22 protein-coding genes are annotated in these 24,374 nt (G+C 67.4%); 11 read left to right on the top strand and 11 right to left on the bottom strand.

Annotated elements, in window-relative coordinates; all coding sequences use genetic code 11:
• The first annotated feature begins 89 nt into the window (after positions 1–89).
• Genes ACLQ3C_RS03400 through ACLQ3C_RS03410 form a run of 3 tightly spaced genes read left to right on the top strand, consistent with a single transcriptional unit; the run spans position 90 to position 2,091 of the window.
• On the top strand, positions 90–1,319 hold the full coding sequence (locus tag ACLQ3C_RS03400; RefSeq protein WP_425703420.1) for an aspartate aminotransferase family protein: 1,230 nt from the start codon (positions 90–92) through the stop codon (positions 1,317–1,319).
• Positions 1,320–1,346: 27 nt separating this feature from the next.
• Complete coding sequence (locus ACLQ3C_RS03405) at positions 1,347–1,562, top strand: DUF2945 domain-containing protein (protein ID WP_425703421.1); 216 nt, start codon at positions 1,347–1,349, stop codon at positions 1,560–1,562.
• Complete coding sequence (locus ACLQ3C_RS03410) at positions 1,555–2,091, top strand: DUF488 family protein (protein WP_425703423.1); 537 nt, start codon at positions 1,555–1,557, stop codon at positions 2,089–2,091. Before ACLQ3C_RS03405 ends, ACLQ3C_RS03410 begins: the two co-directional genes overlap by 8 nt.
• 109 nt (positions 2,092–2,200) lie before the next feature.
• Here the strand turns inward: ACLQ3C_RS03410 and ACLQ3C_RS03415 are convergent, their stop codons facing one another.
• On the bottom strand, positions 2,201–2,734 hold the full coding sequence (locus tag ACLQ3C_RS03415; protein WP_425703424.1) for an alkyl hydroperoxide reductase: 534 nt from the start codon (positions 2,732–2,734) through the stop codon (positions 2,201–2,203).
• Between the two features lie 11 nt (positions 2,735–2,745).
• Positions 2,746–3,333: a peroxiredoxin gene (locus ACLQ3C_RS03420; RefSeq protein ID WP_425703426.1), complete on the bottom strand. Its 588-nt coding sequence runs from the start codon at positions 3,331–3,333 to the stop codon at positions 2,746–2,748.
• A 143-nt stretch (positions 3,334–3,476) separates the two neighbouring features.
• Here ACLQ3C_RS03420 and ACLQ3C_RS03425 point away from each other — a divergent pair, with 143 nt between their 5' ends.
• Positions 3,477–4,433 carry a hydrogen peroxide-inducible genes activator gene (locus ACLQ3C_RS03425; RefSeq protein WP_425703428.1) on the top strand — a complete coding sequence of 319 codons (957 nt, stop codon included), beginning with the start codon at positions 3,477–3,479 and terminating at the stop codon, positions 4,431–4,433.
• A 32-nt stretch (positions 4,434–4,465) separates the two neighbouring features.
• Here the strand turns inward: ACLQ3C_RS03425 and ACLQ3C_RS03430 are convergent, their stop codons facing one another.
• Positions 4,466–6,580, bottom strand: coding sequence for a DEAD/DEAH box helicase (locus ACLQ3C_RS03430; RefSeq protein ID WP_425703545.1), 2,115 nt, complete (start codon positions 6,578–6,580; stop codon positions 4,466–4,468).
• A gap of 26 nt (positions 6,581–6,606) precedes the next feature.
• Positions 6,607–7,656: a PAC2 family protein gene (locus tag ACLQ3C_RS03435; RefSeq protein ID WP_425703430.1), complete on the bottom strand. Its 1,050-nt coding sequence runs from the start codon at positions 7,654–7,656 to the stop codon at positions 6,607–6,609.
• Positions 7,657–7,978: 322 nt separating this feature from the next.
• On the opposite strand from ACLQ3C_RS03435, the gene ACLQ3C_RS03440 reads away from it, so the two are divergent.
• Both ACLQ3C_RS03440 and ACLQ3C_RS03445 read left to right on the top strand, forming a co-directional pair.
• Positions 7,979–8,665 (top strand): hypothetical protein, encoded by a 687-nt coding sequence (locus ACLQ3C_RS03440; protein WP_425703432.1) that lies wholly within the window; start codon positions 7,979–7,981, stop codon positions 8,663–8,665.
• A 145-nt stretch (positions 8,666–8,810) separates the two neighbouring features.
• Positions 8,811–9,884, top strand: coding sequence for a DUF4192 domain-containing protein (locus ACLQ3C_RS03445; RefSeq protein ID WP_425703434.1), 1,074 nt, complete (start codon positions 8,811–8,813; stop codon positions 9,882–9,884).
• A 23-nt stretch (positions 9,885–9,907) separates the two neighbouring features.
• Here ACLQ3C_RS03445 and ACLQ3C_RS03450 read toward each other — a convergent pair whose 3' ends face one another.
• Positions 9,908–10,591 (bottom strand): metal-dependent transcriptional regulator, encoded by a 684-nt coding sequence (locus tag ACLQ3C_RS03450; RefSeq protein ID WP_425703435.1) that lies wholly within the window; start codon positions 10,589–10,591, stop codon positions 9,908–9,910.
• Positions 10,592–10,752: 161 nt separating this feature from the next.
• On the opposite strand from ACLQ3C_RS03450, the gene ACLQ3C_RS03455 reads away from it, so the two are divergent.
• Positions 10,753–11,997, top strand: a complete 1,245-nt coding sequence (locus ACLQ3C_RS03455) for an acetoin utilization protein AcuC (protein WP_425703436.1) — start codon at positions 10,753–10,755, stop codon at positions 11,995–11,997.
• A gap of 79 nt (positions 11,998–12,076) precedes the next feature.
• Positions 12,077–14,905 carry a GNAT family N-acetyltransferase gene (locus tag ACLQ3C_RS03460; protein WP_425703547.1) on the top strand — a complete coding sequence of 943 codons (2,829 nt, stop codon included), beginning with the start codon at positions 12,077–12,079 and terminating at the stop codon, positions 14,903–14,905.
• A gap of 53 nt (positions 14,906–14,958) precedes the next feature.
• Here the strand turns inward: ACLQ3C_RS03460 and ACLQ3C_RS03465 are convergent, their stop codons facing one another.
• Positions 14,959–15,978: a sigma-70 family RNA polymerase sigma factor gene (locus ACLQ3C_RS03465; RefSeq protein ID WP_425703438.1), complete on the bottom strand. Its 1,020-nt coding sequence runs from the start codon at positions 15,976–15,978 to the stop codon at positions 14,959–14,961.
• A 174-nt stretch (positions 15,979–16,152) separates the two neighbouring features.
• Positions 16,153–16,557, bottom strand: a complete 405-nt coding sequence (locus ACLQ3C_RS03470; protein WP_425703440.1) for a DUF3099 domain-containing protein — start codon at positions 16,555–16,557, stop codon at positions 16,153–16,155.
• 104 nt (positions 16,558–16,661) lie between these two features.
• Here ACLQ3C_RS03470 and ACLQ3C_RS03475 point away from each other — a divergent pair, with 104 nt between their 5' ends.
• On the top strand, positions 16,662–16,937 hold the full coding sequence (locus ACLQ3C_RS03475; RefSeq protein WP_425703442.1) for a DUF3039 domain-containing protein: 276 nt from the start codon (positions 16,662–16,664) through the stop codon (positions 16,935–16,937).
• A 40-nt stretch (positions 16,938–16,977) separates the two neighbouring features.
• Here ACLQ3C_RS03475 and ACLQ3C_RS03480 read toward each other — a convergent pair whose 3' ends face one another.
• Positions 16,978–18,279 (bottom strand): YhjD/YihY/BrkB family envelope integrity protein, encoded by a 1,302-nt coding sequence (locus tag ACLQ3C_RS03480; protein WP_425703444.1) that lies wholly within the window; start codon positions 18,277–18,279, stop codon positions 16,978–16,980.
• A 276-nt stretch (positions 18,280–18,555) separates the two neighbouring features.
• On the opposite strand from ACLQ3C_RS03480, the gene ACLQ3C_RS03485 reads away from it, so the two are divergent.
• Positions 18,556–20,289 carry a DEAD/DEAH box helicase gene (locus tag ACLQ3C_RS03485; protein WP_425703446.1) on the top strand — a complete coding sequence of 578 codons (1,734 nt, stop codon included), beginning with the start codon at positions 18,556–18,558 and terminating at the stop codon, positions 20,287–20,289.
• A gap of 129 nt (positions 20,290–20,418) precedes the next feature.
• On the opposite strand, the gene ACLQ3C_RS03490 is transcribed toward ACLQ3C_RS03485, so the two are convergent.
• From ACLQ3C_RS03490 to ppgK, 3 genes are all read right to left on the bottom strand, one after another.
• Entirely contained in the window at positions 20,419–20,625 is a 207-nt protein-coding gene (locus tag ACLQ3C_RS03490) for a DUF7455 domain-containing protein (RefSeq protein ID WP_425703447.1), read from the bottom strand.
• Between the two features lie 249 nt (positions 20,626–20,874).
• The gene (locus tag ACLQ3C_RS03495) at positions 20,875–22,245 is read right to left on the bottom strand and encodes an RNA polymerase sigma factor (RefSeq protein ID WP_425703449.1); all 1,371 of its coding nucleotides are present in this window, start codon (positions 22,243–22,245) and stop codon (positions 20,875–20,877) included.
• Positions 22,246–22,409: 164 nt separating this feature from the next.
• Positions 22,410–23,198, bottom strand: coding sequence for a polyphosphate--glucose phosphotransferase (gene ppgK, locus ACLQ3C_RS03500; protein WP_425703450.1), 789 nt, complete (start codon positions 23,196–23,198; stop codon positions 22,410–22,412).
• A 270-nt stretch (positions 23,199–23,468) separates the two neighbouring features.
• On the opposite strand from ppgK, the gene ACLQ3C_RS03505 reads away from it, so the two are divergent.
• Entirely contained in the window at positions 23,469–24,329 is an 861-nt protein-coding gene (locus ACLQ3C_RS03505) for an inositol monophosphatase family protein (protein WP_425703549.1), read from the top strand.
• Positions 24,330–24,374 lie beyond the last annotated feature (45 nt).

A 24,374-nucleotide genomic window follows, 5' to 3' on the forward strand; every position in this document is an offset into this window, starting at 1 on the left:
TGCGCAGTCCGCCCGGACGTGACCGCGACCCACGTCGCATCTGGGTGGCCGATGACACACCGCGATTCCGGGCGGGCATCATGGTCGGTATGGCTGGTTCTCTTTGGCATGGCTTTGCCGACATGGGCGCAGTGAGCGCCGACGGTCCGTTCGTGGTCACCCGCGGGGCGGGTTCGCGCATCTGGGATGCCGAGGGCAACGAGTATCTCGACGCGACTGCGGGGCTGTGGTTCACCAATGTCGGTCACGGCCGTACCGAGATCGCCGACGCGGTGGCCGCCCAACTCGGGCGGCTGGCCCACTATTCCGGCTTCGGCGACCTCACCTCCGATGTCACCGATGCACTCGCCGATCGGCTCGCCCAACTGGCGCCCGTACCCGGCAGCAAGATCTTCTTCACCTCTGGTGGCAGCGATTCCGTCGACTCCGCGGCCAAACTGGCACGACGCTACTGGACCGAAATGGGTAAGCCGGGCAAGACGTTGCTCGTCGGCCGCACCAAGGCCTACCACGGCATGCACGTTGCGGGCACCGCACTGGCCGGCATCCCGGCCAACCATGATGGTTACGGCGAGCTGATGCCCGACGCGGAATCCGTCGAGTGGGATGACGCGAAGAGTCTGCTCGGACTCATCGAGCGAGTCGGCGCCGACCGGGTGGCTGCCTTCTTCTGTGAACCGATCATCGGCGCAGGCGGCATCTATCTGCCACCGGCCGGTTACCTCGCCGAGGTCCGCCAGATCTGTCGCGATCACGACGTGCTGTTCATCGCCGACGAGGTCGTCACCGGCTTCGGTCGCATCGGCGGTGACAGCTGGTTCGCGTCGTCGCGCTTCGACCTGGCTCCGGACATGATGACCACGGCCAAGGGACTGACGTCCGGGTATGTGCCGATGGGTGCGGTGTTCATCGCACCGCGGATAGCCGAGCCGTTCTTCGCCGGTGGCGTGTGGTGGCGCCACGGATACACCTACGGCGGGCACGCCGGCGCGGCCGCGGCGGCAATGGCCAATCTCGACATCATCGAGCGTGAGGGGTTGCTCGCCGAGGCCACCCGCCTCGAATCGGAACTTGCCGAGGCGCTCGGACCGCTCGCCGACCTCGATGCGGTGGCCGAGGTGCGCACCGGCCTCGGCGCGGTCAGCGCCGTACAGCTCAGCGATGCGGCACGCGCTCCGCAGGCCATCGGCGCACTGCGCAGGCATGGTGTGAGCGCACGGGCTGCCGGCGCGGGGGCCCTGCAGATCTCGCCGGCGTTCGTGATGACGTCCGACGAGGTGGGCGAACTCGCGAATCGGATCGGTGCCGCGCTGAGCTGAGCCTGCGCCGGGCAGAAGGGAGTCGAGATGTCTGAACGGTTCAGGGTGGGCGATCACGTGACCTGGAACTCGGAAGCCGGCAATGTCTCGGGGACGGTGACGAAGGTCCACACCGACGATTTCGACTACAAGGGCCACACGCACCGCGCGTCGACCGACGACCCGCAGTACGAGATCACGAGCGACAAGACCGACCACATCGCCGCGCACAAGGGCAGTGCCCTACGGCTGGTCGATGAGTGAACCGTTCTTCACCATCGGCCACTCGACCCGGGCACTCGCCGAGTTCATCGACCTGCTTCAGGAGTCCGGAATCAACCTGGTCGTCGATGTCCGCAGGCTCCCCGGTTCGGCCCGGTATCCGCAGTACGACCAGGATCCGCTCGCCGCGTCTCTCGCCGAGGTGGGAATCGGATACTGGCGCGCCGACGGGCTGACCGGGCGTCGTCCGGTGAGCAGGGATGTGCCGTTCGAGGTCAATGCCTGGTGGGAGAACCGCAGCTTCCACAACTACGCCGACCACGCCCTCTCCGACGACTTCCGGCAAGCCCTGGGAGCGCTGCGCGAGCAGGGCCGCACGCGACGCGCGGCCCTGATGTGCTCGGAGGCGGTGTGGTGGCGGTGCCACCGGCGGATCATCGCCGACCACCTCCTCGCCCACAGCGAACAGGTGTGGCACATCCTCGGCCGCGGTCACGTCGACTCTGCGCAGCCGAGTCTCGGTGCAGTGGTGGGGCCCGATGGCGAGGTCAGATATCCGGCCACTGGGTAATAGCCCGGCTACTGGGTAATAGCTCGTCGTCCGCTGCCTCGCAGACGCAAGAATGCCCGGCGTCTGGGTCTCCAGACACCGGGCACTTCGCACTCGTCGGATGACGCGGTCAGACGCCGGCGAGAACCTCGCTGTTGGTGATCGCCTGGCCGACGCCGGCGACGATCGAGGCGACCTTGAGGGCCTCGAATATCGCCTCACGGCCCACCCCGGCTTCACGCAGGGTGGCCTCGTGTGCGCCGACGCAGTGCTCGCAACCGTTGATCGAACTGACTGCGAACGACCAGAGTTCGAAGTCGGCCTTGTCCACACCCGGGTTGCCGATGATGTTCATCCGCAGGCCCGGACGCAGGTCGTCGTACTTGCCGTCGAGGAATCCTCGACCTCGGTAGAAGACGTTGTTCATCCCCATGATCGACGCCGCGCCGAGCGCGGCGTTGTACGCCTCGCCCGACAGTGTGTCGGCGGCCTCGTCGGCGATCTCGGCCAGCACCTTGGCATTTCGGGTGGCCGCCGCGGTCGCGAGGAGGGTCCCCCACAACTGTTCCTCGTTCAGCGCGGTGGTGCGGCTGATCGAACCGAGGTTGAGCTTGAGGTCCTTGGCGTACTCGGGAAGTGCTTCCTTGAGGTTGTCGATACTCATGAAGGCTCCTCTCAGACGCTGGCGGACAGCAGTTCGCCGGCGTCGATGGTGGGATCGCCCTTGCGCCAGTTGCAGGCGCACAGCTCGTCGGACTGCAGCGCATCGAGCACACGCAGTACCTCGTCGACGTTGCGGCCCACCGAGCCGGCGGTGACCGACACGAACTGGATCTCGTTGTTCGGGTCGACGATGAAGGTCGCACGGTCGGCGACCCCGTCGGCATTGAGAACGCCGGTGGCGGAGACGAGTTCACGCTTGATGTCGCTCAGCATGGGGAAGGGGAGGGTCTTGAGGTCCTCGTGCTGGGCGCGCCACTGGAAGTGCACGAACTCGTTGTCGACCGATGCGCCGAGCACCTGGGCGTCCCGGTCGGCGAACTCGTCGTTGAGCTTGCCGAATGCGGCGATCTCGGTCGGGCACACAAAGGTGAAGTCCTTGGGCCAGAAGAACACGATCCGCCACTTGCCGGGGTGATCGTCGCTGGAGATCTGGGTGAAGTAATCGTCGGGCTGCTGGGCGTCGACCTTGGACAGGTCACCGCCGATCACAGCGGTGAGGTCGTAGGCGGGGAACTGGTCGCCGATCGTGAGCAGAGCCATTGTGTGAATCTCTCCTTCTTCTCGCGCACAGGGCGCCGCGAAACCGGTGTGGATCGCGACACCGTGACGGTGGTGCTTACGCAACCATTCTGCCTATGACCCGGCAAAAGTGAAACGTGATAGTTCGCACTATACTGATAGGCATGTCCGATAAAAGTTATCAACCGTCGCTGACTGGTCTGCGTGCCTTCGTCGTGCTGGCGCGAAAACCTCATTTCGGTTCGGCGGCAACAGAACTCGGTATCAGCCAGCCGTCGCTGTCGCAGGCCCTCGCGGGTCTCGAAGCGGGATTGGGCCGTAAACTCATCGAGCGCACAACTCGGCGTGTCTTCTTGACTCCAGAAGGTCGGCTGCTCCTGCCGAAGGCCATCGCGGTGACCGACGCCGCCGATCAATTCCTGGCCGCCGCCGCCGGCGCCGGGGATCCGCTGGCCGGGTCGGTGCGACTGGGGCTGATACCGACCGTCGCCCCCTACATCCTGCCGCAGGTCTTGCGCGGCCTTCCGGGACGACTGCCCGACCTGAGCCTGCGGGTGGTCGAGGACCAGACCGCCCGCCTGCTCGCGGCCCTGCGTGAGGGCTCGCTCGACGTGGCGATCATGGCACTGCCCGCCGAGACCGCGGGACTCACCGAGATCCCGATGTACGACGAGGACTTCGTGCTCGCGCTGCCGGCCGGTCATCCGCTCGGCGGCCGCAAGCGCGTCGATCCCAGTACCCTCGCGGACCTGCCGCTGCTGCTGCTCGACGAGGGACACTGCCTACGCGACCAGGCGTTGGAGGTGTGCCGGCTGGCCGGGGTATCACCCGACCTCGGCCAGACCCGGGCGGCATCACTGGCGACTGCCGTGCAGTGTGTCGAGGGCGGACTGGGGGTGACGTTGATTCCCGAGACCGCCATCGAATCCGAGACCGCAGGTGGTGAGCTGGCGACCGCACGGTTCACCGTGCCACGTCCGGGCCGGCGGATCGGGCTGGTCTACCGGGAATCCTCGGGGCGTGGCGAACCGTATGGCCGGCTTGCTGCCGCGATCGCCGGACTGGTGGCCGAGATCGCCCCGGTGCGGGTGTGCCCGCTCAGTGAGCCGGTCTCCGCCTGATCACCGGGCCCAGTGATCGGCGGGGGAGCGGGTCACTGCTCTGCGGTGCGGGCCAGTGCCTCCCACTCGTCGAGCAGACTGGAGTCGACGTCGCGGATCATCGCGCCGACGGCATCGGTGATGTCCTCGATCGCGTCGGTGGCCACGGCCAGCGGGAGTCCTTGCCGCAGAGCGCGATAGCAATCGGAGAGGTAGCGCAGCACGACACCCTCGCTGCGCGCCAGCCCGTACGCCGAGATCAGTTCGGTGAAGGTCATCGCACGCTCGAGCATCTCGCGCAGTACCGATTTCGGCTTCGGCGGGAATGCCGACACCCACGGGTGCCCGCGCCGGTAGACGTCGAAGGCGTAGGCGATCTCCTCGGCCAACGGCCGCGGCCAGGTGATCTCCTCGAGCCGGGTCATCCGTTCCTCGTACTCGATGCCGTCAGCCTTCATCTCGGCGACCGCTGCGTCCCGGGCCGCCTTGCGCTGGGCCATCAGAACCGGACGCGGGTCCTCCAACGTCGATTCGAGGATCGACACCACATCGAAAGCGTAGGTGTCCGACGATGGATCGAGGAGTTCGAAAGCCGCGAGCGCGAACGATGACAGCGGGTTCGTGAGGGCGAAGTTCTCCGGCATGTCGACCGACAGTGCCACATGCCGTCCGTCATTGTCCGGCTCGGCCAACTGCACCACGATCCCGGCATTGCGGAGATCGCGATAGAGCGCGACCGTGTGCCGGATGTGGTAGAGCTGCCGCGCGCGTGGCTCGTGGTTGTCCTCGAGAAGATGCCGGGTCGCGGCGAAACAGTCGCCCGGGCGGCCGAGTACCTCCATCAGCATCGCGGTGGTCATCTGAAAGTGTGAGCGCAGCGGTTCGTCAGGGGCTTCGGCGAGCTGCAGGAAGGTCTTCTCGCCCCACGACACGAATCCCTCGGGCGGCTTCTTGCGCACGATCTTGCGGAGTTTCTTGGGGTCGTCGCCGGCCTTGGTGACCGCGCGCGCGTTCTCCACATCGTGTTCGGGTGCCTGGGCGACGACGTAGCCGATGGTGTCGAAACCGGCTCGGCCGGCCCGCCCGGCGATCTGATGGAACTCGCGGGCACGCAACCGGCGCACGCGAGTGCCGTCGTATTTGCTCAGGCCGGCGAACAGTACGGTGCGGATCGGCACGTTGATGCCCACGCCGAGGGTGTCGGTGCCGGCCACCACCTTCAGCAGTCCGCGTTGGGCGAGGCGTTCGACGAGTCGGCGATAGCGGGGCAGCATCCCGGCGTGATGGACTCCGATGCCCGCTCGCAGCAGCTTCGACAGCGTGGACCCGAATCCGGTGGAGAAGCGGAAATCACCGATGGCCGTTGCGATCTCGGCCCGCTCGGTCTTGTCGCAGATACGCGCGGACAACAGGGCCTGGGCGCGTTCGACGGCCGCGGCCTGGGTGAAGTGCACCACGTAGATCGGGGCGCGGCCCCGGTCGATCAGATCCTCGATCGTCTCGTGGATCGGCGTCATCGCATACGCGTATTCCAACGGCACCGGACGCTGGGTGCCGGTGATCGCGACGGTGTCCCGACCGGTCCGATGACGCAGGTCGTCGACGAAGAAGGACACGTCGCCGAGGGTCGCGGACATGAGCAGGAACTGGGTGTGGGGGAGTTCGATGAGCGGCACCTGCCAGGCCCATCCGCGATCACGCTCACCGTAGAAGTGGAACTCGTCGGCGACCAGCACCCCGATGTCGCTGGCGGCCCCGTCACGCAGAGCGAGGTTCGCCACGATCTCCGCGGTCGCGCAGATGATCGGCGCGTCGGCGTTGACCGCGGCATCGCCGGTGAGCAACCCGACGTGCTCGGCGCCGAACTGGTCGCACAGATCGAAGAACTTCTCACTGACGAGCGCTTTGATCGGGGCCGTGTAGAACGCACGCAGGCCCCGGCATCGCGCGAAATAGATCGCGCCGGAGGCGACGAGTGACTTTCCCGATCCGGTGGGCGTGGCCAGGATGACGTTGCTGCCCGACACGAGATCGAGGAGCGCGTCCTCCTGGTGCGGGTAGAAGTCGATCCCGCGCGCCGACCACCACCGGGTGAAGAGGTCGAATGCAGCGTCCTCGTCGGCGGTCGGCGCCAGCGGTGAGGGAGAATCCCGATCGGTGACGCTCAGTTCGGGGGCGCTCGGATCGGGCGTGCTCAGCTCGGAAATGATCGACCGCCGGCGTCGCCGTTCGGGTCATCGTCATCGGAGCCGCCGCCAGGCGCTTGGCCGTGGTTCTGGTCGGCGTCGTGGTTCAGATCTGCGAGGAATTGTTCGAGTTCGGCCCCGAGTTCGTCGCCACTGGGCAGCGACTCCTCCGTCGCGAGCAGCGACGCGCGCTCGGTCTGTGCTTGCTGGAATGCGTCGTACTGCTGCTCGAGGGCGGTGACCACCGTCTCGATCTCGGCGTTGCCCGAGACCTCGGTGTCGACCTGTTCGCGAACCCGCTCGGCGTCCGCGTCGAGCGCTGCGATGGGTAGATCCAGGCCGGTCAGCGAGGTCACGGCCGACAGCAATCGGGACGCGGCGGCAGGATAGTCGGTCTGCGAGAGGTAATGCGGTACGTGTACCGACAGTCCCGTCGCGCGGCGGCCGCCCTGTCCGAGACGCATTTCGAGCAGCATCGATGCGCTGGCGGGCAGCTTCATCGGCGTTCCCCAGCGCGGCAGCTCACCGAGCAGTTCGGTGTCGCTGCCGTGTGCGGTGATCGACGCGGGACGCGTATGCGGGACGGCCATCGGGATCGCGTTGAGCCCGACGACGTCGGTGACGCCGAAGCGGTCGGACAGGCGACGGACCGCTTCGGTGAACTTCTCCCAGCGCAGGTCCGGTTCCGAGCCCGAGAGCAGCAGGAACGGCCGGTCGTTCGCATCCCGGACGGCGTGCAGGGTCAACGACGGCATCTCGACATCGGTGAAGGTTTCGCCGCTGAATGTGATCGTCGGGCGCCGGGAGCGATAGTCCATCAGTTCGTCGGAGTCGAAGGTCGCCACCAGATCGGATTCCAGGCTGTCGCGCAGATGCGTGGCGGCCAGTGCCACCGCGTGTCCGGCATCGGCGAACCCGTCGAGCGCGTGGATCAGCACGGGGCCCGTCTCGGGTCCCTGCCGGCCGATCGCCGGCGCGGGAAAGGCAAGCTCGTACAACGAGCCGTCGTCGCGGGTGCCGTCATCGCGTGAGCCGGTGTCGGCGGGCTGCTCGTCCATGTCATTCCCTCCTCGAAGTATTGGCCTCAGCGTGTCACGCCATGAAGCGGCGTCACCTTACGAAGCAGTGTCACGGTACGGACCAATTGTCTCGCACTTGTGCCATCGCGGGCCAATTCTGCAATCCGGGCGGTCGTGCCGGCCGGTTTTGCAGGGGTTTCTGGGGCTACAACGACCTGCCGCGCCCCGGGATTCCCGGCCTGCCGGCGCGGTGGTGGCCTGCACTGGTGCGCCGTGATGGTCCGTACTGGTGCGCCGTGATGGCCCGCACTGGTGCGCCGTGATGGCCCGCACTGGTGCGCCGTGATGGCACAGTGGGCAGATGATGGTTCGGGGCAGGTCGCCGGCTTTCGGGCGCGGCCGGCTGATTGTCGTACTCGGTGCCATGGTGGTGGCGTTGCTTGCGGGCTGCGTCATCGATGGTCAGGCGGAGGGCGATTCTGGCGGCGACCTTGCCGGGCGGGGTGTGTCGGCCCAGGACTTCCCGGTGTCCGGTGCCACCCGCGTGCCCGACACCGCTGTGCCGTTCGCCCTGGGCGGTCTCAGCGGGAGTGATCCGGTCGTCGGGTATCCCGCCGGCTGTGCCCCGACCGCGCCGGAAGAGGCCGGTGCGGTGGTGTATTCGGTTGTCGTCAACGGGGGCGAGACGTCCTACACGTCGGCGGTTGCCCACGTCCACGACGCCCTCGGCGATGTGATCGCCCAGGCCCGACGCTGCCCGGAGAGCCGGATCGGTGGCGAAGATGCGGATGGTCTCGTGCAGACGGAGATCCGGCCGGCGCCTGCGGGTGCGCCCGCCGGTGTCGTCACGGCCGCGCTGCACCGGACTGTCCGCACCGGCGATCCCGCACATCAGACGGTCACGAGCAGCCTGACCCTGCTCGCCCAGCAAGGCGGCGTCCGGGTGTATGCGCAGTACCGGTGGCCCGGTGACGGCACGATCGACCCGTCGGCGGCGGCCGGACTCGACGGATTGTTCGGCAAGGCGGTGACCGCGGCCTTCGGCTGACCGGTGGTGTCGGCGCCCGGAGCGGCTGGGGATGGGTGCGGCTGGGGATGGGTGCGGCTGGGGATGGGGGCGGGTCTGTGGATATCCGGTAGCAGGCAAGGCCTGCGTGGGCTGATCGGGCCCCGCTTCCGATCACCATCGGTGCATGACGCGAAAGTCGCACTCCCTCATCGATGCCACCACTCTGCTCAGCGCACTGCCCGCGATGCTCGGGTTCCTGCCTGACCACTCGCTGATCCTCGTCGCGTTGCGTTCGCGTACACGCGTCCGGGTCGCAATGCGCTACGACCTGTCGTTGACGCCGGACGGGCGGCCCGCCGAGGACCTGCTGGCCGTCATCGAGGGTCTCGGGCAGATCGTGCACCGGCACGGCGGGGGGCCGGTCGTCGGGGTGATCGTCGATGACCGGCATGGTCCGGCCGACCCGCGCTATCGACGGGTGATGTCGTTGGCTCACGACTCTCTGTACGAGTCGGGCGGCCTGGCACAGGGTTTCGTTGTCACCAGATTCGAGCAGCACGCCCCGTGGCAGTTGATCTGGCAGTCGGGCCGGGGGCCGACCACCGCGCGCTGGGACCGACGAAACGACGTCGGCACCATGGCCGACCCCCGCACGTCGCCGACGGCGGTGGCCGAAGCCGTCTCGACGGGACGGCGGATATTGGCCGATCGGTCGGAGATCGCGGCCATGCTCACGCCGCTTCCGCATTGCGAGTCGGCCGTATGCGATGCTCGCAAACAGAATCCGGGCCGGGGAGCGGTCGGGATCACCGGCCCCGCGGATCTGCTGCGGGTGGTGCTCGACGCGATGGGTGACCCCTCGGTGCCGGACTGCCACACCATGGCCATGCTCGAAGCGGCCATCACCACCATTGCGGTTCGCGATGCGGCGTTGGCGTGTGCGGTGACCGACATGCGTCCGGACGCCGAGCGACTGTGGCGGATGCTCACACGGAGGCTACAAGGGACCGGAAAGGCTAGCGCAGCAACACTTCTCGCGCACCTGCATTACATCGGTGGGGAAGGCGCGTATGCGGGGGTGTCCCTGGACTGCGCGTTGGACGCCGACCCCGACTGGGCACTGGCAGTCCTACTCGATCAGGCGTTGCGCAGTGGTGCCCAGCCCGCGTTGCTGTGGGAGATGATCGATGACTCGTATCAGATCGCGACCGATCTCGGCGTTCCCATTCCCGGCGCCACGTTGCGCGCCGTCGGGTGATGAGCACCGGTTGCGTGCGCCGATCAGACCTTTTCGACGAAGATCGAGTGCGCCATCTCCGCCGACAGCACGAGGCCCTCGTGGCCTGGGGTGTCGACCTCCACCCGTTGCGGGGTGCAGGTCACCGTCACCCGGGCGTTCGGCACGACGCCGGCCTCGCGCAGACCGGCGATCAGGTCGCGGTCGGACTGGGCGTGCTCGGCAACACGCCGCACGATGACGGCCACCGGATCGCCCTGAGGCAGATCCGAGAGGCGGGTCGCGGTGTCGATCGCGGCCGGCGACTCCCCGCCGAGCGCTTCGAGACCGGGGATCGGGTTGCCGTAGGGCGAGGTGGTGGGGTTGTCGAGTACTGCCAGCAGGCGTCGTTCGACGTTCTCGCTCATGACGTGCTCCCACCGGCAGGCCTCGTCATGCACCTGGTCCCAGGGCATCCCGATGACATCGACCAGCAGGCGCTCGGCCAGGCGGTGCTTACGCATCACCGCGATCGCGAGGCCGCGGCCCTTGTCGGTGAGTTCGAGATGGCGGTCCCCGGCCACCCGCAACAGGCCGTCACGTTCCATGCGCGCCACCGTCTGGGATACCGTCGGCCCGCTCTGATCGAGACGCTCGGCGATGCGGGCACGCAGTGGGACGATCCCTTCCTCCTCGAGGTCGTAGATCGTCCGTAGATACATCTCGGTGGTGTCAACCAGGTCGTTCACTGTGCGCGGTCCCTTCGTCGCCTCCAAGGCTACCCTGACCAGCGACGGGATCGGTCGAAGCCACACGCGCCGGGATGGGTGTCGTCGCCGCGACGGCGAAGTGCTCCCGCCATCCGCGCGACCCACTAGCCTGAACTGGTGCCGAATCAGTGGAGCACTCGATGAGTGCAGCGGTTATCTGGAGCGAGGATTTCCTGTCCTACCGGTGGGCGCACACCCATCCGATGAATCCCGTTCGGCTGGCCTTGACGATGACCTTGGCGCGCAGTCTCGGAGTGCTTGATGGTGTGGACGTTGCCGAGCCGCTGAACGTCGACGACGACGCGCTCATCCCCGTTCATTCTCGCGAATACATCGACGCGGTCCGGGCTGTGGGTTCGGGGACCGCCTCACTGTCGGGGCCGTTGCTGGAGCGACTGTTCGGACTCGGTGACGCCGACAACCCGGTGTTCGAGGGAATGCACGAGGCGGCCCGGCTACTGGTTGGCGGAACGCTCGCCGCCGCACAGGCCGTCGCATCGGGATCGGTGCGGCGCGCGGTCAACATCGGGGGCGGCATGCATCACGCGATGAAGTCGCGCGCCGCCGGCTTCTGCATCTACAACGACTGTTCGGTCGCCATCCGCTGGCTGCTGGCGAACGGGTACGACCGGATCGCCTACGTCGACATCGACGCACACCATGGGGACGGGGTGCAGGCCGAATTCGTCGCCGACCCGCGCGTCATGACCATCTCGCTGCACCAGCATCCGGCCACCTTGTGGCCGGGCACCGGCTGGCCGACCGAGGTCGGCGACGACACCGCGCACGGCACCGCGGTAAACCTTCCGTTTATGCCCGACACCCCGGATCGGCTGTGGCTACGAGGTTTTCACGCGGTCGTGCCGTCGATGATCGGTGCCTTCGCGCCGCAGATCCTGATCAGTCAGTGCGGAGCCGACAGCCACCGCGCCGATCCGCTCACCGACCTGGCGCTGACCGTCGACGGGCAACGCGCCGCGATGATGGCGATGCGTGAACTCGCCGACAGATACTGCGAAGGTCGCTGGATCGCGGTCGGTGGCGGCGGTTACGGGGTGGTCGATGTGGTGCCGCGCAGCTGGGCGCATCTGCTCGCAATCGTGCTCGACCGCGACGTCCCCGTCGACACCACGATCGACGACTCGTGGTGTGCCACCGCCGGCGAGGTCGCCGCCACGGTCTACTCGGAATATTCGGCACCACCGGTGGGCACGATGGGTGATGACGGCGACGTCGATTTTGTCGCGTGGGACGGCGACACCGGGCAGGACCCGCCACCGGGCATCGCCGAATCGGCACTGCGACAGACCGACCGCGCCATCATGGCCACCCGCACGGCGGTGTTCCCGCTACACGGACTCGACCCGGAGGATCCCCGTGACTGAGCAACAGCGATCGAACTCCGAGGACAGGGGCAGCGCGTCCCCGGATGGCGCGTCCGGCGGTGGTTCCGTCGAAGGCCCGATGCCTCGTGGACCGTGGGACTACCCGCGCCACTGGATCGCCGACGTACTGGCAAGCGACGGCGGGGTGGTGCACCTGCGGCCGATCGTTCCCGACGACGCCGACCGGGTCGTCCGGTTCCACGCCGGGCTGAGCGAACGTACCCGCTACATGCGCTATTTCGGTCCCACCCCGACGCTGCCGCCGCGCGAAGTGGTCCGGATGACCACAGTCGACCATCAGCAGCGTGTCGCGCTGGTTGCGGTGCTGGGTGGGGAGTTCATCGCGATCGGCGTATACGAGGGTCTGGCCGCCGACGGCAAACCCGAGTCGGCCGAGGTGGCCTTCGTCGTCGCGGACGATCATCAGGGCCGCGGACTGGGGCCGATCCTGCTCGAGCACCTCGCGGGCGCCGCCGCCGAGAACGGGTTCACCCGCTTCGAGGCCGAAGTCCTCAGTGAGAACCCGAACATGGTCGCGGTGTTTCGTGATGCCGGCTACCAGGTCTCCCGTGCGTTCGATGGCGCGACGGTGCACGTGGAGTTCACCATCGATCCCACCGAGGCACTGCTGTCGGTGCGCAACGCGCGCGAGCGCGCGTCGGAGGCTCGCAGCGTGGCGAATCTGCTGCGGCCGACGTCGGTGGCGGTGATCGGAGCGTCCGCCGACCCGGAGAAGGTCGGAAACGCCTTGCTGGCCAACATCATCGCCGGTGGATTCACCGGCCCGGTCTTCCCGGTCAACGGACCGGGCCACCACGAGGGTGACGAGGAGGCGACGACCGACACCGCAGCCGCTCGGCAGCAACCGAGACGACGCACTGTGGCACACGGTAATCCGCGCCGTCGGGAGCGTGAACGACCGCCGTCGGTGCGCGGCATCCGCGCGTATGAGACCGTGCGTGACATCCCGGATCCCATCGATCTCGCCGTCGTCGCCGTGCCGGCCGCAGTGATCGACGACGTGCTCGATGATTGCCTGGTCAAAGGGGTTCGCACGCTGGTGATCGTGTCCTCGGGGTTCGCCGAATCCGGTCGGGCCGGTTTGGAGAGCGAACGGCGACTCCTCGAGCAGGTCCGTGAACACGGCATGCGGCTGGTCGGGCCGAACGCGCTCGGGGTCGCCAACAACGATCCGCAGATCGCACTGAATGCCACTCTCGCACCGCGCATCCCGGCCGCGGGCCGGGTGGGCTTCTTCTGCCAGTCCGGCGCCTTGGGGATTGCGATCCTCGACACCGCCGCGCGTCGGCAGATCGGGTTGTCGACGTTTGTCTCGGCCGGCAACCGTGCCGACGTTTCCGGTAATGATCTGCTGCAGTATTGGGATACCGACACCGCCACCGACGTCGTGCTGCTGTATCTGGAAAGCTTCGGTAACCCGCGCAAGTTCTCTCGCATCGCGCGGCGCGTATCGCGTACCAAGCCGATCGTCGCGGTGAAGTCCGGCAACGGGGCACTCTCTCCGGTGCGTGCGGCACGATCGGCCGCGGCCACGCTCGACGATCGCATCGCGCAGATGGTGCTCGAGCAGGCAGGTGTCATCCAGGTCGACACGATTCCCGAATTATTCGACTGCGCAACCATTTTCGCCTATCAGCCGCTGCCTCGGGGTCCACGTACCCGGATCATCGGCAATTCGTCGGTGCTCGGCAGTCTCGCCGCCGACACCGCACGCGTCGGTGGGCTCGAGGTCATCGACGCAGTAGACCTCGGTGCCGGCGCGTCGGAGGCGGAATTCGAGTCGGCGGTCGCCGCGGCGATGGCCGATGCGCAGGTCGATGCGATCATCGTGGTGTTCGTCCCACCGGTTGCCGTCGACGCCGATGGGCATGCGCGTGCGCTGATGGCCGCGGCGAACACTTCGGCAGGCGATGGTGCGAAACCCATCGTCACGACCTTTCTGGCCGTCGAGGGAATCCCACCCGGATTGATGCGGCCAGGCCCGAGCGGGCTGCCCGAGCGCGGTTCCATTCCGTCTTATGGGAGTCCGGAGCGGGCGGCGTCGGCGCTGGCAAATGCATGGCAGTACGCGCGCTGGCGCAATCGGCCCGAACCGACGATGAACCGGCCCGCCGGGGTTGATCCGGAAGCCGCGCGCATGTTCGTACGCGAGGCAATGGCCGGTGGCGATGCCGGTGCCGAGGACGACGCGCATGTCGGCTCCGAACCCCCGTCGGGACATCTGCTCGGTGAGGTCGCGGCCGCGCGTCTGCTCAGGTGGTACGGGATCGACGTCGTGCCGTTTCGTGAGGTCCGCACCATGCATGAGGCCAGCGCCGCCGGCCGTGAACTCGGCTTCCCGGTGGCGGTGAAGGCGACCTCGCCCGACTGGCGGGGTCGGCTCGACCGCGAAGGTGCGCGGCTGGATCTACCCGATGCGACAGCGGTGGTGACTGCGTTCGCCGACCTGGTCGAGCTCACCGGCGACGAGGTGCTACACGTGCAGAAGATGGCACCCAAGGGCGTCGGAACCGTCATCACCATGCGGGACGACCCATCGTTCGGCCCGCTGATCTCCTTTGGACTGTCCGGCAGCACCTTCGAATTACTGGGGGACCGCGGCTACCGCGCGGTGCCGTTGTCGGATCGCGATGCCGCCGACCTCGTCGACGCGCCCCGGTCCGCACCGCTACTCGACGGATTTCGTGGCGAGGCTCCGGCGGAGAAATCGAGCCTGGTCGACCTGCTGCGGCGGATCTCCACACTCGTCGACGACATTCCGGAGATCCGCGAGGTCATCTGCGATCCTATTCTCGCCGCGCCGGAGGGTGCCGCAATTCTCAATGCCCAGATACGCATCGGTCCGGTGCCCTCCCGGAAGGACACCGGACCGAGACGCTTGGGTTGACCGCAGGGTCGAGTTGACCGCAGGTTCGCGGCCGCGCCGGCCGCGAACCGCGATCAGCTCGCGTAGGCGCGCAGCCGCTCGGCGCGATCTCCCTGACGCAGCTTGCCCATCACCTCACGCTCGATCTGACGGACCCGTTCACGTGACAGTCCGAACATGCGGCCGATCTGATCGAGGGTGCGGGGCTGGCCATCGTCGAGGCCGTAACGCATCCGGATGACCTGCTGTTCGCGTTCGTCGAGCGTCGCCAGAACTGCGCGGACGTCGGAATGCAGCAGGCCGGCGATGACCGCGCTCTCCGCCGAAGTCGCCTCGGCATCTTCGATGAAGTCGCCCAGGGGAGCCTCTTCGTCGCTGCCGACAGGCATGTCCAGGCTCACCGGGTCACGGCTGTGGTCGAGCAGATCGGCGATCTTCTCGGCCGGGATGCCGGATTCGCTGGCCAGCTCGTCGTCGGTTGCCTCCCGACCCAGCTGCTGGTGCAGTTCCCGCTTGATGCGGGCGATCTTGTTGACCTGCTCCACGAGATGGACGGGGAGTCGGATCGTGCGGCTCTGATCGGCCATACCGCGGGTGATGGCCTGGCGAATCCACCAGGTGGCGTAGGTCGAGAACTTGAAGCCCTTGGCGTAGTCGAACTTCTCCATCGCGCGGATCAGTCCGAGGTTGCCCTCCTGGATCAGGTCGAGCAATGGCATACCGCGGCCGGTGTAACGCTTGGCCAGCGACACCACCAGACGCAGGTTGGCCTCGAGCAGGTGCGATCGGGCTGCCTCACCCTCGCGGATGATCGTGTTGAGATCTCGCTTCTTCACGGCGCTCAGACGCTTGCGGGTGGCCAGCACGTGCTTGGCATAGAGGCCGACCTCGATCTGCTTGGCGAGCTCCACCTCTTGTACGGCGTTGAGCAGCGCGGTGCGGCCGATTCCGTTGAGGTAGACGCGCACGAGATCGGCGGCGGGGGACTGGGCATCGAGATCCTGCTCGGTCATGGCAGGACGAGTGGAGGTGGTGGGCTCGGCGGCGAGATCGGTGGTGGGGGTGGTGGAGCGAGCAAGGGTGGAGCGTGACATTCCGGCCTCCTGACTTGAGTGCATTCAGAGGGTCCAACGCCATGACCCTTGGGAAAGTTCCCGCCCCGGCGGCCGCCTCGCATCACGGCCAGCGGTGTTGACCTGCGCGTTCGTTCGCCGCAGTGGTGCGACGTTCTGAGAAGTTGCTGAGATGATCGGGCCGTCCGACTGCGGTCAGCTACCCCGTGGGATGTCGGTCGGCGTGGACTCGACGATGCCCGTTTTCGCGCTCGAACCGAGCGGTTGCGGCCCCACGACATGATGCTCGGCGCCGTAGAGATAGTGCCGAACCTCGCCGCGTTTGCGTGGGGGCCGATCATTGGCGATGAGTACCGCGATCCAGGGCAGCGGGATCGACGCCGCAATGATGCCGAGGGCCCACCACCCGGATCCGGTCGACGAATAGACGATGCCCGCGATGATCAGAGCCGGAACCCGGAATGCCATCAAAGCCAGATATTTGTGGACGCGAGCCCGGTGTTGCTCGTCGTACGGGGTCGGCGCACCGGTGATGAGAAAGGCGTCCGCCTTCCCACGTCCGCTGCCGGACTGCTGCTCGCTCTCGTCCCGCTCAGCCATGACTCCACTGTCCCACTTTCGCCGGACGGGCGCACCGTCCGGTCGTGGGTGGATCCGCCGGGGCGATCGGGCGGCGGGGGCGTGTGTGGCGCACAATGGTTGTCATGCCCACCGAAACCATCGAGCGGCCCGACGTCGACGAGCGGACCGACACCACCACCGATGAACGCCCCGACGCCGACGCCACCGACCGCGGTGATGACGACCGGCCGAAGTTCTTCCACTACGTGAACAAGAACAAGATCGCCGAGAGTGCGGTCATGGGGACGCACGTCGTCGCCCTGTGCGGAGAGACCTTTCCGGTGACGCGCTCGGCCAAGCCCGGCTCGCCGGTCTGCCCGAAGTGCAAGAAGATCTACAGCCGGATGCGCAAGGAGTGAGCGTGCCGTGTCGACGGCTGTCGTCGGCACGGATGGCTGTTCACGGATTGTCGGGCGGTTTGTTGTTGCGCCGGCCGACGGGCCCACTCGAGAGCCGCTCCGGCAGTGTTTTCAACTGTCCGGTGACACCTGCGGTCTGATGATGCACCCAGTCGCGCACCTGGGCGGTCACCGCGGGCTGCGCAGGCCATAGTGATTGCACGGCTGCGTTGAACTCGGCGCCGATGACGATGGCGAAGCCGAGGAAGAACGTGAACAGCAAGAATGCGATCGGCGTCGCCAGTGCACCGTAGGTGTAGCCCGCCCGGGTGATGGCGGCGAGGTACAACCGCAGAAAGTAGCTGGCCACCCAGAACACGATGCCGGCGACGATCGCTCCGCCGACGAGTCGGTGCCACGGAAGCGGATTGGGCAGTGCCAGGTGATACAGCGTGGTCAGGACCAGCATCAGCAGCAACGCCACGAAGGGGAAATACCCGAAGTCGATCGCATTGGTGACGAGCGGATGCCACGATTCGGGGACGATGGCGCGCAGGTAGTTCGGTCCGAGTGCGACCAGCGGCAACAACGGTACCGCCACGGTGAGGAACGCCAGATAGAGCAGCAGCGCGAAGATGCGTTGCCACACCGGATTGCGCACCTCGTGCTGATCGTGTGCCCGCACGATGGAAGCGACGAAACACGAGACCGCCGACGACCCGGCCCACAGCGACAGGATGAAACCGACCGAGATGACGCCGACCCGGCCGCGGCCGAGCACGTTGTCGACCGTGGGCCGGATGAGGTCGTTGACGACGTTCGCGGAGAAGGTGCGGTCGGCGAACGCCAGGATGCGGTCGGAGATCACGTCGACGGTGTCGGGGCCGAACCACCCCGAGAGATAGCCGACGCTGCCCAGCACCCCGAGGAGCAGTGGTGGCAGTGACAGCGCCTGCCAGAACGCGGCCTGCGCGGCCCAGCCGACGATCCCGTCGTCCCAGGACTTGACGATGGTCCGCCAGATGAGCCTGGGGATGTTGCGCAATACCGGTGGCCCAGGACTGTCGGGCCGCTCGACCGTCGGGTCATCCCGGCCGTGCGTGTCGGATTCCGACGACACCGGCGCCGGGTGCCGGTGTTTGCGCAGGGGCGTGGTGGGCGCCTCCGTACGTTCGGGCCGGGGCACACGCGTGACCGGTTTGGTCCCGGCCGCGCCCGTGCCCGTCTCACTCGTCCCCGTCCTGCTCGTCCCCGTCTCGCTCGCGCCGGTCGCGGGTGGCCGGTCCTCGGGCAGTCGGCCGCCTGCCGCGTCATGCCGCGCAGCACGGTGGAACGCCGGGGACATCACGTCATCCGGAGTCATCGGGGCGGGGTTTCGGCGTCGGGTACTGATGAGTCCAGCATCCACGATCGCCGTCTGTGATGCGCACCACGACCGCACCGACACGCGGATCGGCATGTCGCGCGGCCTCCGGCGTGCCTCACACCGTGTCGGCCACACGGGTCACCGGACCGCTCGGTAACATTGACGGGTCCGCGAGGTGTGCCGGCGGTGCGCCCCGACGCGTGTTGTCGTCCGGGCGTCGCCGGGTGCCCCCGACGGAATCCCACATCCCCGATGATCCGGAGTCAGTAGCCCGTGACCTCTGCCGAAGACGTTGTCGCCGACACTATTTCGGGCCCGCCGCTGCGCGCCTGGCAGCGGCGGGCGCTGACCCGGTATCTGGCCCGGGGGCCGAAGGATTTTCTGGCGGTGGCCACCCCGGGCGCGGGTAAGACCACCTTCGGTCTGCGCGTGGCGCGTGAGCTGCTCGACGACCGGACGGTCGAGCAGATCACGGTGGTCGCACCGACCGAGCATCTCAAACATCAGTGGGCGGAGGCCGCCGCGCGGGTGGGTATCTCGTTGGATTCCCGGTTCCGCAATGCGGCGGGCCAGACGAGTTCGGATTACGACGGGGTCGCGCTGACCTACGCGCAGGTGGCCGCTCATCCGTCCCGGCACCGGGTACGTACCGAGAACCGACGAACCCTGGTCATCCTCGACGAGATCCACCACGGCGGCGACGCGAAGTCGTGGGGAGAGGCGATCCGAGAGGCGTTCGACGACGCGCAGCGACGACTCGCACTCACCGGCACCCCCTTCCGTTCCGATGATTCGCCCATTCCGTTCGTCACCTACGAGCCCGAAGAGGGCGGCGTGTTGCGTTCGCGAGCCGACCACATCTACGGCTACTCCGACGCGCTCGCCGATGGGGTCGTCCGGCCGGTCGTGTTCCTCGCGTATTCGGGTCAGGCGAGTTGGCGCACCAACGCAGGCGAGGAGTTCACCGCCCGGCTGGGTGAGCCGTTGTCGGCCGAACACACTGCCCGCGCCTGGCGCACTGCGCTCGACCCGCACGGTGACTGGATTCCGGCCGTCTTGCAGGCGGCCCACACCAGGTTGGGCCAGATCCGGGGCGGCGGCATGTCCGACGCGGGCGGACTGGTCATCGCAACCGATCAGGCCGTGGCCCGCGACTACGCCGAGCTGCTCATGGCGATCACCGGGAAGATGCCGACGCTCGTGCTGTCCGATGACCCGAAGGCGTCGTCGCGGATCGCCGAGTTCGCCGCGTCCGACGATGAGTGGATGGTCGCGGTGCGCATGGTGTCCGAGGGTGTCGACGTTCCGCGTCTGGCGGTCGGCGTGTACGCCACAAGTTCCTCGACACCGCTGTATTTCGCCCAGGCCATCGGTCGGTTCGTCCGGTCTCGCCGGCCGGGGGAGACCGCGAGCGTGTTCCTGCCGTCGGTTCCGGTGCTGCTGAATCTCGCGAGCCAGATGGAGGCCGAGCGCGACCACGTCCTCGGTAAACCACATCGGGACAGTGACGGACTCGACGATGCTCTGCTCGTCGACGCCAACAAGCAGAAGGACGAGCCCGGCGAGGACGAAAACGGGTTCCAGTCGCTGCACGCCGACGCCGAGCTCGATCAGGTGATCTTCGACGGCTCGTCGTTCGGGACGGCGACCTTCGCGGGGAGCGATGAGGAGTCGGACTATCTCGGCCTGCCCGGACTACTCGACGCCGAGCAGGTACGCGCGCTTTTGCGTCGGCGCCAGGAGGAACAGGTGGATCGCCGTTCCGCCGATGCCGCCGCCACTGTTGCGCCGGCCCCGGCAACCGAGGCCGACCGCGGCGCCGGCGAGAATCTGCACGCGTTGCGCAAAGAGCTCAACACCCTCGTGGCGATGCATCATCACCGGACGGGTAAACCACACGGCGTGGTGCATAACGAGCTGCGGAGCAAACTCGGCGGTCCGCCGACCGTGATGGCCTCCGCCGAGCAGCTCCGCGAGCGAATCCAGGCGCTGCGCGAGTGGCATTGAGGCCTGCTCACCGTTCGGCCGGCACACGGTCGGCCCGAACATGAGCGGGCGAACATGAGCGGCCGGAACATGAGCGAGGCCCGGCGGAGTGTGTCCCGCCGGGCCTCGCTTCATGTTCGTGGGTGGGTATCAGACGAGCTCTCCGACCGACTCGTCCACCGTTGCAGCCATCTCCACGAGACGCGTCTCGTGCTCGTTGAAGTGGTGCCGGCAGAAGAGGAGTTCGCCGCCGTTGGGAAGTACGGCACGCACCTTGGCCGCGGCGCCACAGCGATCGCAGCGGTCCGATGCGGTCAGCGGCAGGGAGATCGGGGGTGTGGTCGCGATGTCTGACATGGTTTCCTCCATCCCGGTCCGGCACCTCTCGTGCCTTTCCTTCGTGAGCCGACGCATCCGGGCGATGCGTCAACCTCACTGTGTCAGACGTTTTCGGGTTTCGTATTGTTCCAAAGCCACGCCGCGCTGTGTCGTCACTCACCTGTAACACGGCGTCGGCTACTGGCAATACGGTGCTGCCGGCAATACGGCATGGAGCCGTTGCCCGAAGCCGGTGCCGAACTTGTCGCGGGCCGCGCGGCTCCCGGCTCAGTCCAGGTAGTCGCGCAGCACCTGCGAGCGGGAGGGGTGTCGCAACTTGGACATCGTCTTCGACTCGATCTGGCGAATGCGTTCACGGGTGACGCCGTACACCTGACCGATTTCGTCGAGAGTGCGGGGCTGCCCGTCGGTGAGACCGAAACGCAGCCGCACAACTCCTGCCTCACGCTCGGAAAGTGTCTCGAGCACCGACTGCAGCTGATCTTGTAACAGCGTGAAGCTCACTGCGTCGACCGCCACGACCGCCTCGGAGTCCTCGATGAAGTCACCGAGTTGAGAGTCGCCCTCGTCGCCGATGGTCTGGTCCAGGGAGATGGGCTCACGCGCGTACTGCTGGATCTCCAGCACCTTCTCCGGCGTGATGTCCATTTCTTTCGCGAGTTCTTCAGGGGTGGGCTCGCGACCCAGGTCCTGCAGCAACTCGCGCTGGATACGGCCGAGTTTGTTGATGACCTCGACCATGTGCACCGGGATGCGAATGGTCCGGGCCTGGTCGGCCATGGCGCGCGTGATCGCCTGGCGGATCCACCACGTCGCGTACGTCGAGAACTTGTAGCCCTTGGTGTAGTCGAACTTCTCGACCGCACGGATCAGTCCCAGATTGCCTTCCTGGATGAGATCGAGGAAGGCCATACCGCGGCCTGTGTAGCGTTTGGCCAGCGACACCACCAGCCGCAGGTTGGCCTCGAGCAGATGGTTCTTGGCGCGGTTGCCGTCCCGCGAGACCCAGTTCAGGTCACGCTTCTGGGCCGTGCTCAGTTTCTCGCCGGAGGCGAGGATTCGCCGAAGCCGTTCGGTCGCGAACAGGCCGGCTTCGATGCGCTTGGCCAGTTCGACCTCCTCTTCTGCGTTGAGGAGAGCGACCTTGCCGATCTGCTTGAGATAGGCGCGTACCGAGTCGGCCGACGCGGTGAGCTCGGCGTCCTTGCGCGCCTGACGGAGCGCCTCGGATTCCTCCTCGTCCCAGACGAAGTCACCGGAGTTCTTCGAATCGTCTTTGGCCTTCGCAGCCGACGCGCCGGCCGTCTTGCCTACGGCCGCGGTGGTCTGCGCGGGCTCGTCCTCGGTGGCCGGCTCATCGGCGTCGATGTCGACGTCGTCGAGTTCGGCATCGGGACCGTCGAGTTCCTCGATCGAGGTGGGCTCGGCGTCGGCGTCCTCGCCGACGGCGGCCGGGCCGGCTTTCTTCGCTGCGGTCTTGCGGGCCGGCGCCTTCTTGGCGGCCTTACGTGCGGTGGCCTTCTTCGCGGGTGCCTTCTTGGCGGTCTTCTTCGCGGGCGCCTTGTCCGCCGTGGGAGCGGTCGACGTCGTCGGGTCTTCGACCTCGGCGTCGTTCTGGCGGGTCTGGGTGGCTGCCACGTACAACCTTTCGGATGCGAATCTTTACTATCCTCGCGGCAGCGTCGGCCGTCGCGGATGAGGGCTTGGTCCGGCACAAGCGGCGCCGGTCTCGACCATTGTAACGACACCGCCCGCGGGGATGTGACAAGGCGCAGGTCAACAGCGGTACGGCAAGGTCACGATCAGACCTGCAGTCCTTGCTCGACGGCCATCGCCGCGCCGACGATGCCTGCGGTGTTGAGGAGCGCGGCGGGCACCACCGGGGTGGAGTTGGTCAGCAACGGAATCCATTTCGCCGACTTGCGGCTGATCCCGCCGCCGACGATGAACAACCGGGGCCAGAAGAGTGACTCGTAGACCTTGAGGACGTCGGAGACCTTCTCGGTCCACTTCTCATACGTCCAGCCCTTTTCCTCTTTCACCCGTGAGGACGCCTGGTGCTCGGCCTCCTTCTTTCCCACCTGGAGATGCCCGAGTTCGGTGTTGGGCACCAGTTTTCCGTCGTTGAGGATCGCCGAACCGATGCCGGTTCCGAAGGTCAGGAGCATGATCACACCGTCTGCGCCCTTACCGGCGCCGTAGGCGTCCTCGGCCATGCCCGCCGCGTCGGCGTCGTTGAGCACCGAGACATGCCGGCCACCCAACTCCTTGCTGAAGAGGTCGTAGACGTTTGTGCCGATCCAGCTCTTGTCGATGTTGGCCGCCGTGCGCATCACGCCCTCGGTGATCACGCCCGGCAGCGTGATGCCGACGGGCCCCTGCCAGTCGAACTGGGCGACGACCTCGGCGACGCCACCGGCGACGGCGTCGGGCGTGGCGGGTTGTGGGGTGAGTACCTTGAAGCGTTCACCGACGAGGGCACCGGTGTCGAGGTCGACGATTCCGCCCTTGATGCCCGACCCGCCGACGTCGACGCCGAAGCCGAGATTCGTTGCGATGACAGGGGAGTCGGGGGTGACAGACTCGGACATGGCGGGTCCTCTCGACACGGTGAGCGGTGACACTGGGCCACATGGCGCCTCCAGGCTATCCAGGCGCGCACGGCGCCGCACCGATGTCGGGCGAAGTCCCTCCGCCGGACGCCACGGTGTATGCGCGCGACGGAGTCGGGTGAGACCGGTCTCACCGATTGCCCGACTGTCCGGTTCGGCCGCCGGATGTGCTGACATGGATGGGTGGAGCGACGAGCGGGCGAGGCACCGTACGAGGACACGGCAACCGAGGACACGGCAACCGAGGACGTGACGGCGCTGGGTGCGCTCGCCGTCGAGATCGCCGAGGCGGCAGCAGACCACGTCCGTCGCCGTCGGCGGGAACTCTTCGGTGGCCCGGGCCCGGGCATCGCGCCGGGTGGCGTCGAGGCGGTGTCGACCAAGTCGACGCCGACCGACCCGGTCACGTTGGCCGACACCGAGTCCGAGGAGTTGATCCGTACTCGACTGCGCGCGGCACGGCCGGACGACGAGATCCTCGGTGAGGAGTCCGGAGGCAGTGTCAGCGTCCCGAGTGGTGTGCGGTGGGTGGTCGATCCGATCGACGGAACGGTCAACTTCATGTACGGCGTCCCGGCCTTTGCGGTATCGGTGGCCGCCCAGATCGGCGGACGTTCGGTGGCCGGTGCGGTCGTCGATGTGGCGCGCCGGGTGACCTACCGCGCGACCGTCGGCGGCGGCGCGTTCATGCACGCCGACGGTGACGTCGTGCGGTTGCGGTGCAACGACCTCGATCGTGTCGAGCTCGCGCTGGTGGCGACGGGGTTCGGCTATGACTCGGCGCGGCGGGAAGCGCAGGGGACGATCGTGGCGGCCTTGCTGCCGCGGATTCGGGACGTGCGCCGGATCGGGGCGGCAGCACTGGATCTGTGCATGGTGGCCAGTGGCGCAGTCGATGCGCACATCGAGCACGGTCTGAGTCCGTGGGACTGGGCGGCGGGCGGGCTGATCGCGGCAGAGGCGGGCGCGGTGGTCGAGTTGCCGCCGCCGGATTCGAGGTCTGCCGACGGTCATGCGACCATCGCGGTCGCGCCCGGCGTCGCCGACGAGTTCATCGCACTACTCGAGGATCTCGGTGCGCGCCGGGCGCTACCGGGAGCCGACGGCTGAGGCCGTCGTGGTGATCGCGGCCGGCCGGCGCCGTCTCGCCCGGTC

This window comes from Gordonia sp. DT30, assembly GCF_049844915.1.
In the GTDB taxonomy this organism is placed as follows: domain Bacteria; phylum Actinomycetota; class Actinomycetes; order Mycobacteriales; family Mycobacteriaceae; genus Gordonia.

What these genes read in the sequence shown, in the direction of transcription:
- ACLQ3C_RS03455 (WP_425703436.1), top strand. Translation starts at nt 10,753, where the DNA reads ATGAGTGCAGCGGTTATCTGGAGCGAGGATTTCCTGTCCTACCGGTGG.
- ACLQ3C_RS03490 (WP_425703447.1), bottom strand. Translation starts at nt 20,625, where the DNA reads ATGTCAGACATCGCGACCACACCCCCGATCTCCCTGCCGCTGACCGCA.
- ACLQ3C_RS03460 (WP_425703547.1), top strand. Translation starts at nt 12,077, where the DNA reads ATGCCTCGTGGACCGTGGGACTACCCGCGCCACTGGATCGCCGACGTA.
- ACLQ3C_RS03480 (WP_425703444.1), bottom strand. Translation starts at nt 18,279, where the DNA reads ATGACTCCGGATGACGTGATGTCCCCGGCGTTCCACCGTGCTGCGCGG.
- ACLQ3C_RS03470 (WP_425703440.1), bottom strand. Translation starts at nt 16,557, where the DNA reads ATGGCTGAGCGGGACGAGAGCGAGCAGCAGTCCGGCAGCGGACGTGGG.
- ACLQ3C_RS03400 (WP_425703420.1), top strand. Translation starts at nt 90, where the DNA reads ATGGCTGGTTCTCTTTGGCATGGCTTTGCCGACATGGGCGCAGTGAGC.
- ACLQ3C_RS03445 (WP_425703434.1), top strand. Translation starts at nt 8,811, where the DNA reads ATGACGCGAAAGTCGCACTCCCTCATCGATGCCACCACTCTGCTCAGC.
- ACLQ3C_RS03405 (WP_425703421.1), top strand. Translation starts at nt 1,347, where the DNA reads ATGTCTGAACGGTTCAGGGTGGGCGATCACGTGACCTGGAACTCGGAA.
- ppgK (WP_425703450.1), bottom strand. Translation starts at nt 23,198, where the DNA reads ATGTCCGAGTCTGTCACCCCCGACTCCCCTGTCATCGCAACGAATCTC.
- ACLQ3C_RS03420 (WP_425703426.1), bottom strand. Translation starts at nt 3,333, where the DNA reads ATGGCTCTGCTCACGATCGGCGACCAGTTCCCCGCCTACGACCTCACC.
- ACLQ3C_RS03410 (WP_425703423.1), top strand. Translation starts at nt 1,555, where the DNA reads ATGAGTGAACCGTTCTTCACCATCGGCCACTCGACCCGGGCACTCGCC.
- ACLQ3C_RS03435 (WP_425703430.1), bottom strand. Translation starts at nt 7,656, where the DNA reads ATGGACGAGCAGCCCGCCGACACCGGCTCACGCGATGACGGCACCCGC.
- ACLQ3C_RS03465 (WP_425703438.1), bottom strand. Translation starts at nt 15,978, where the DNA reads ATGTCACGCTCCACCCTTGCTCGCTCCACCACCCCCACCACCGATCTC.
- ACLQ3C_RS03440 (WP_425703432.1), top strand. Translation starts at nt 7,979, where the DNA reads ATGATGGTTCGGGGCAGGTCGCCGGCTTTCGGGCGCGGCCGGCTGATT.
- ACLQ3C_RS03475 (WP_425703442.1), top strand. Translation starts at nt 16,662, where the DNA reads ATGCCCACCGAAACCATCGAGCGGCCCGACGTCGACGAGCGGACCGAC.
- ACLQ3C_RS03425 (WP_425703428.1), top strand. Translation starts at nt 3,477, where the DNA reads ATGTCCGATAAAAGTTATCAACCGTCGCTGACTGGTCTGCGTGCCTTC.
- ACLQ3C_RS03415 (WP_425703424.1), bottom strand. Translation starts at nt 2,734, where the DNA reads ATGAGTATCGACAACCTCAAGGAAGCACTTCCCGAGTACGCCAAGGAC.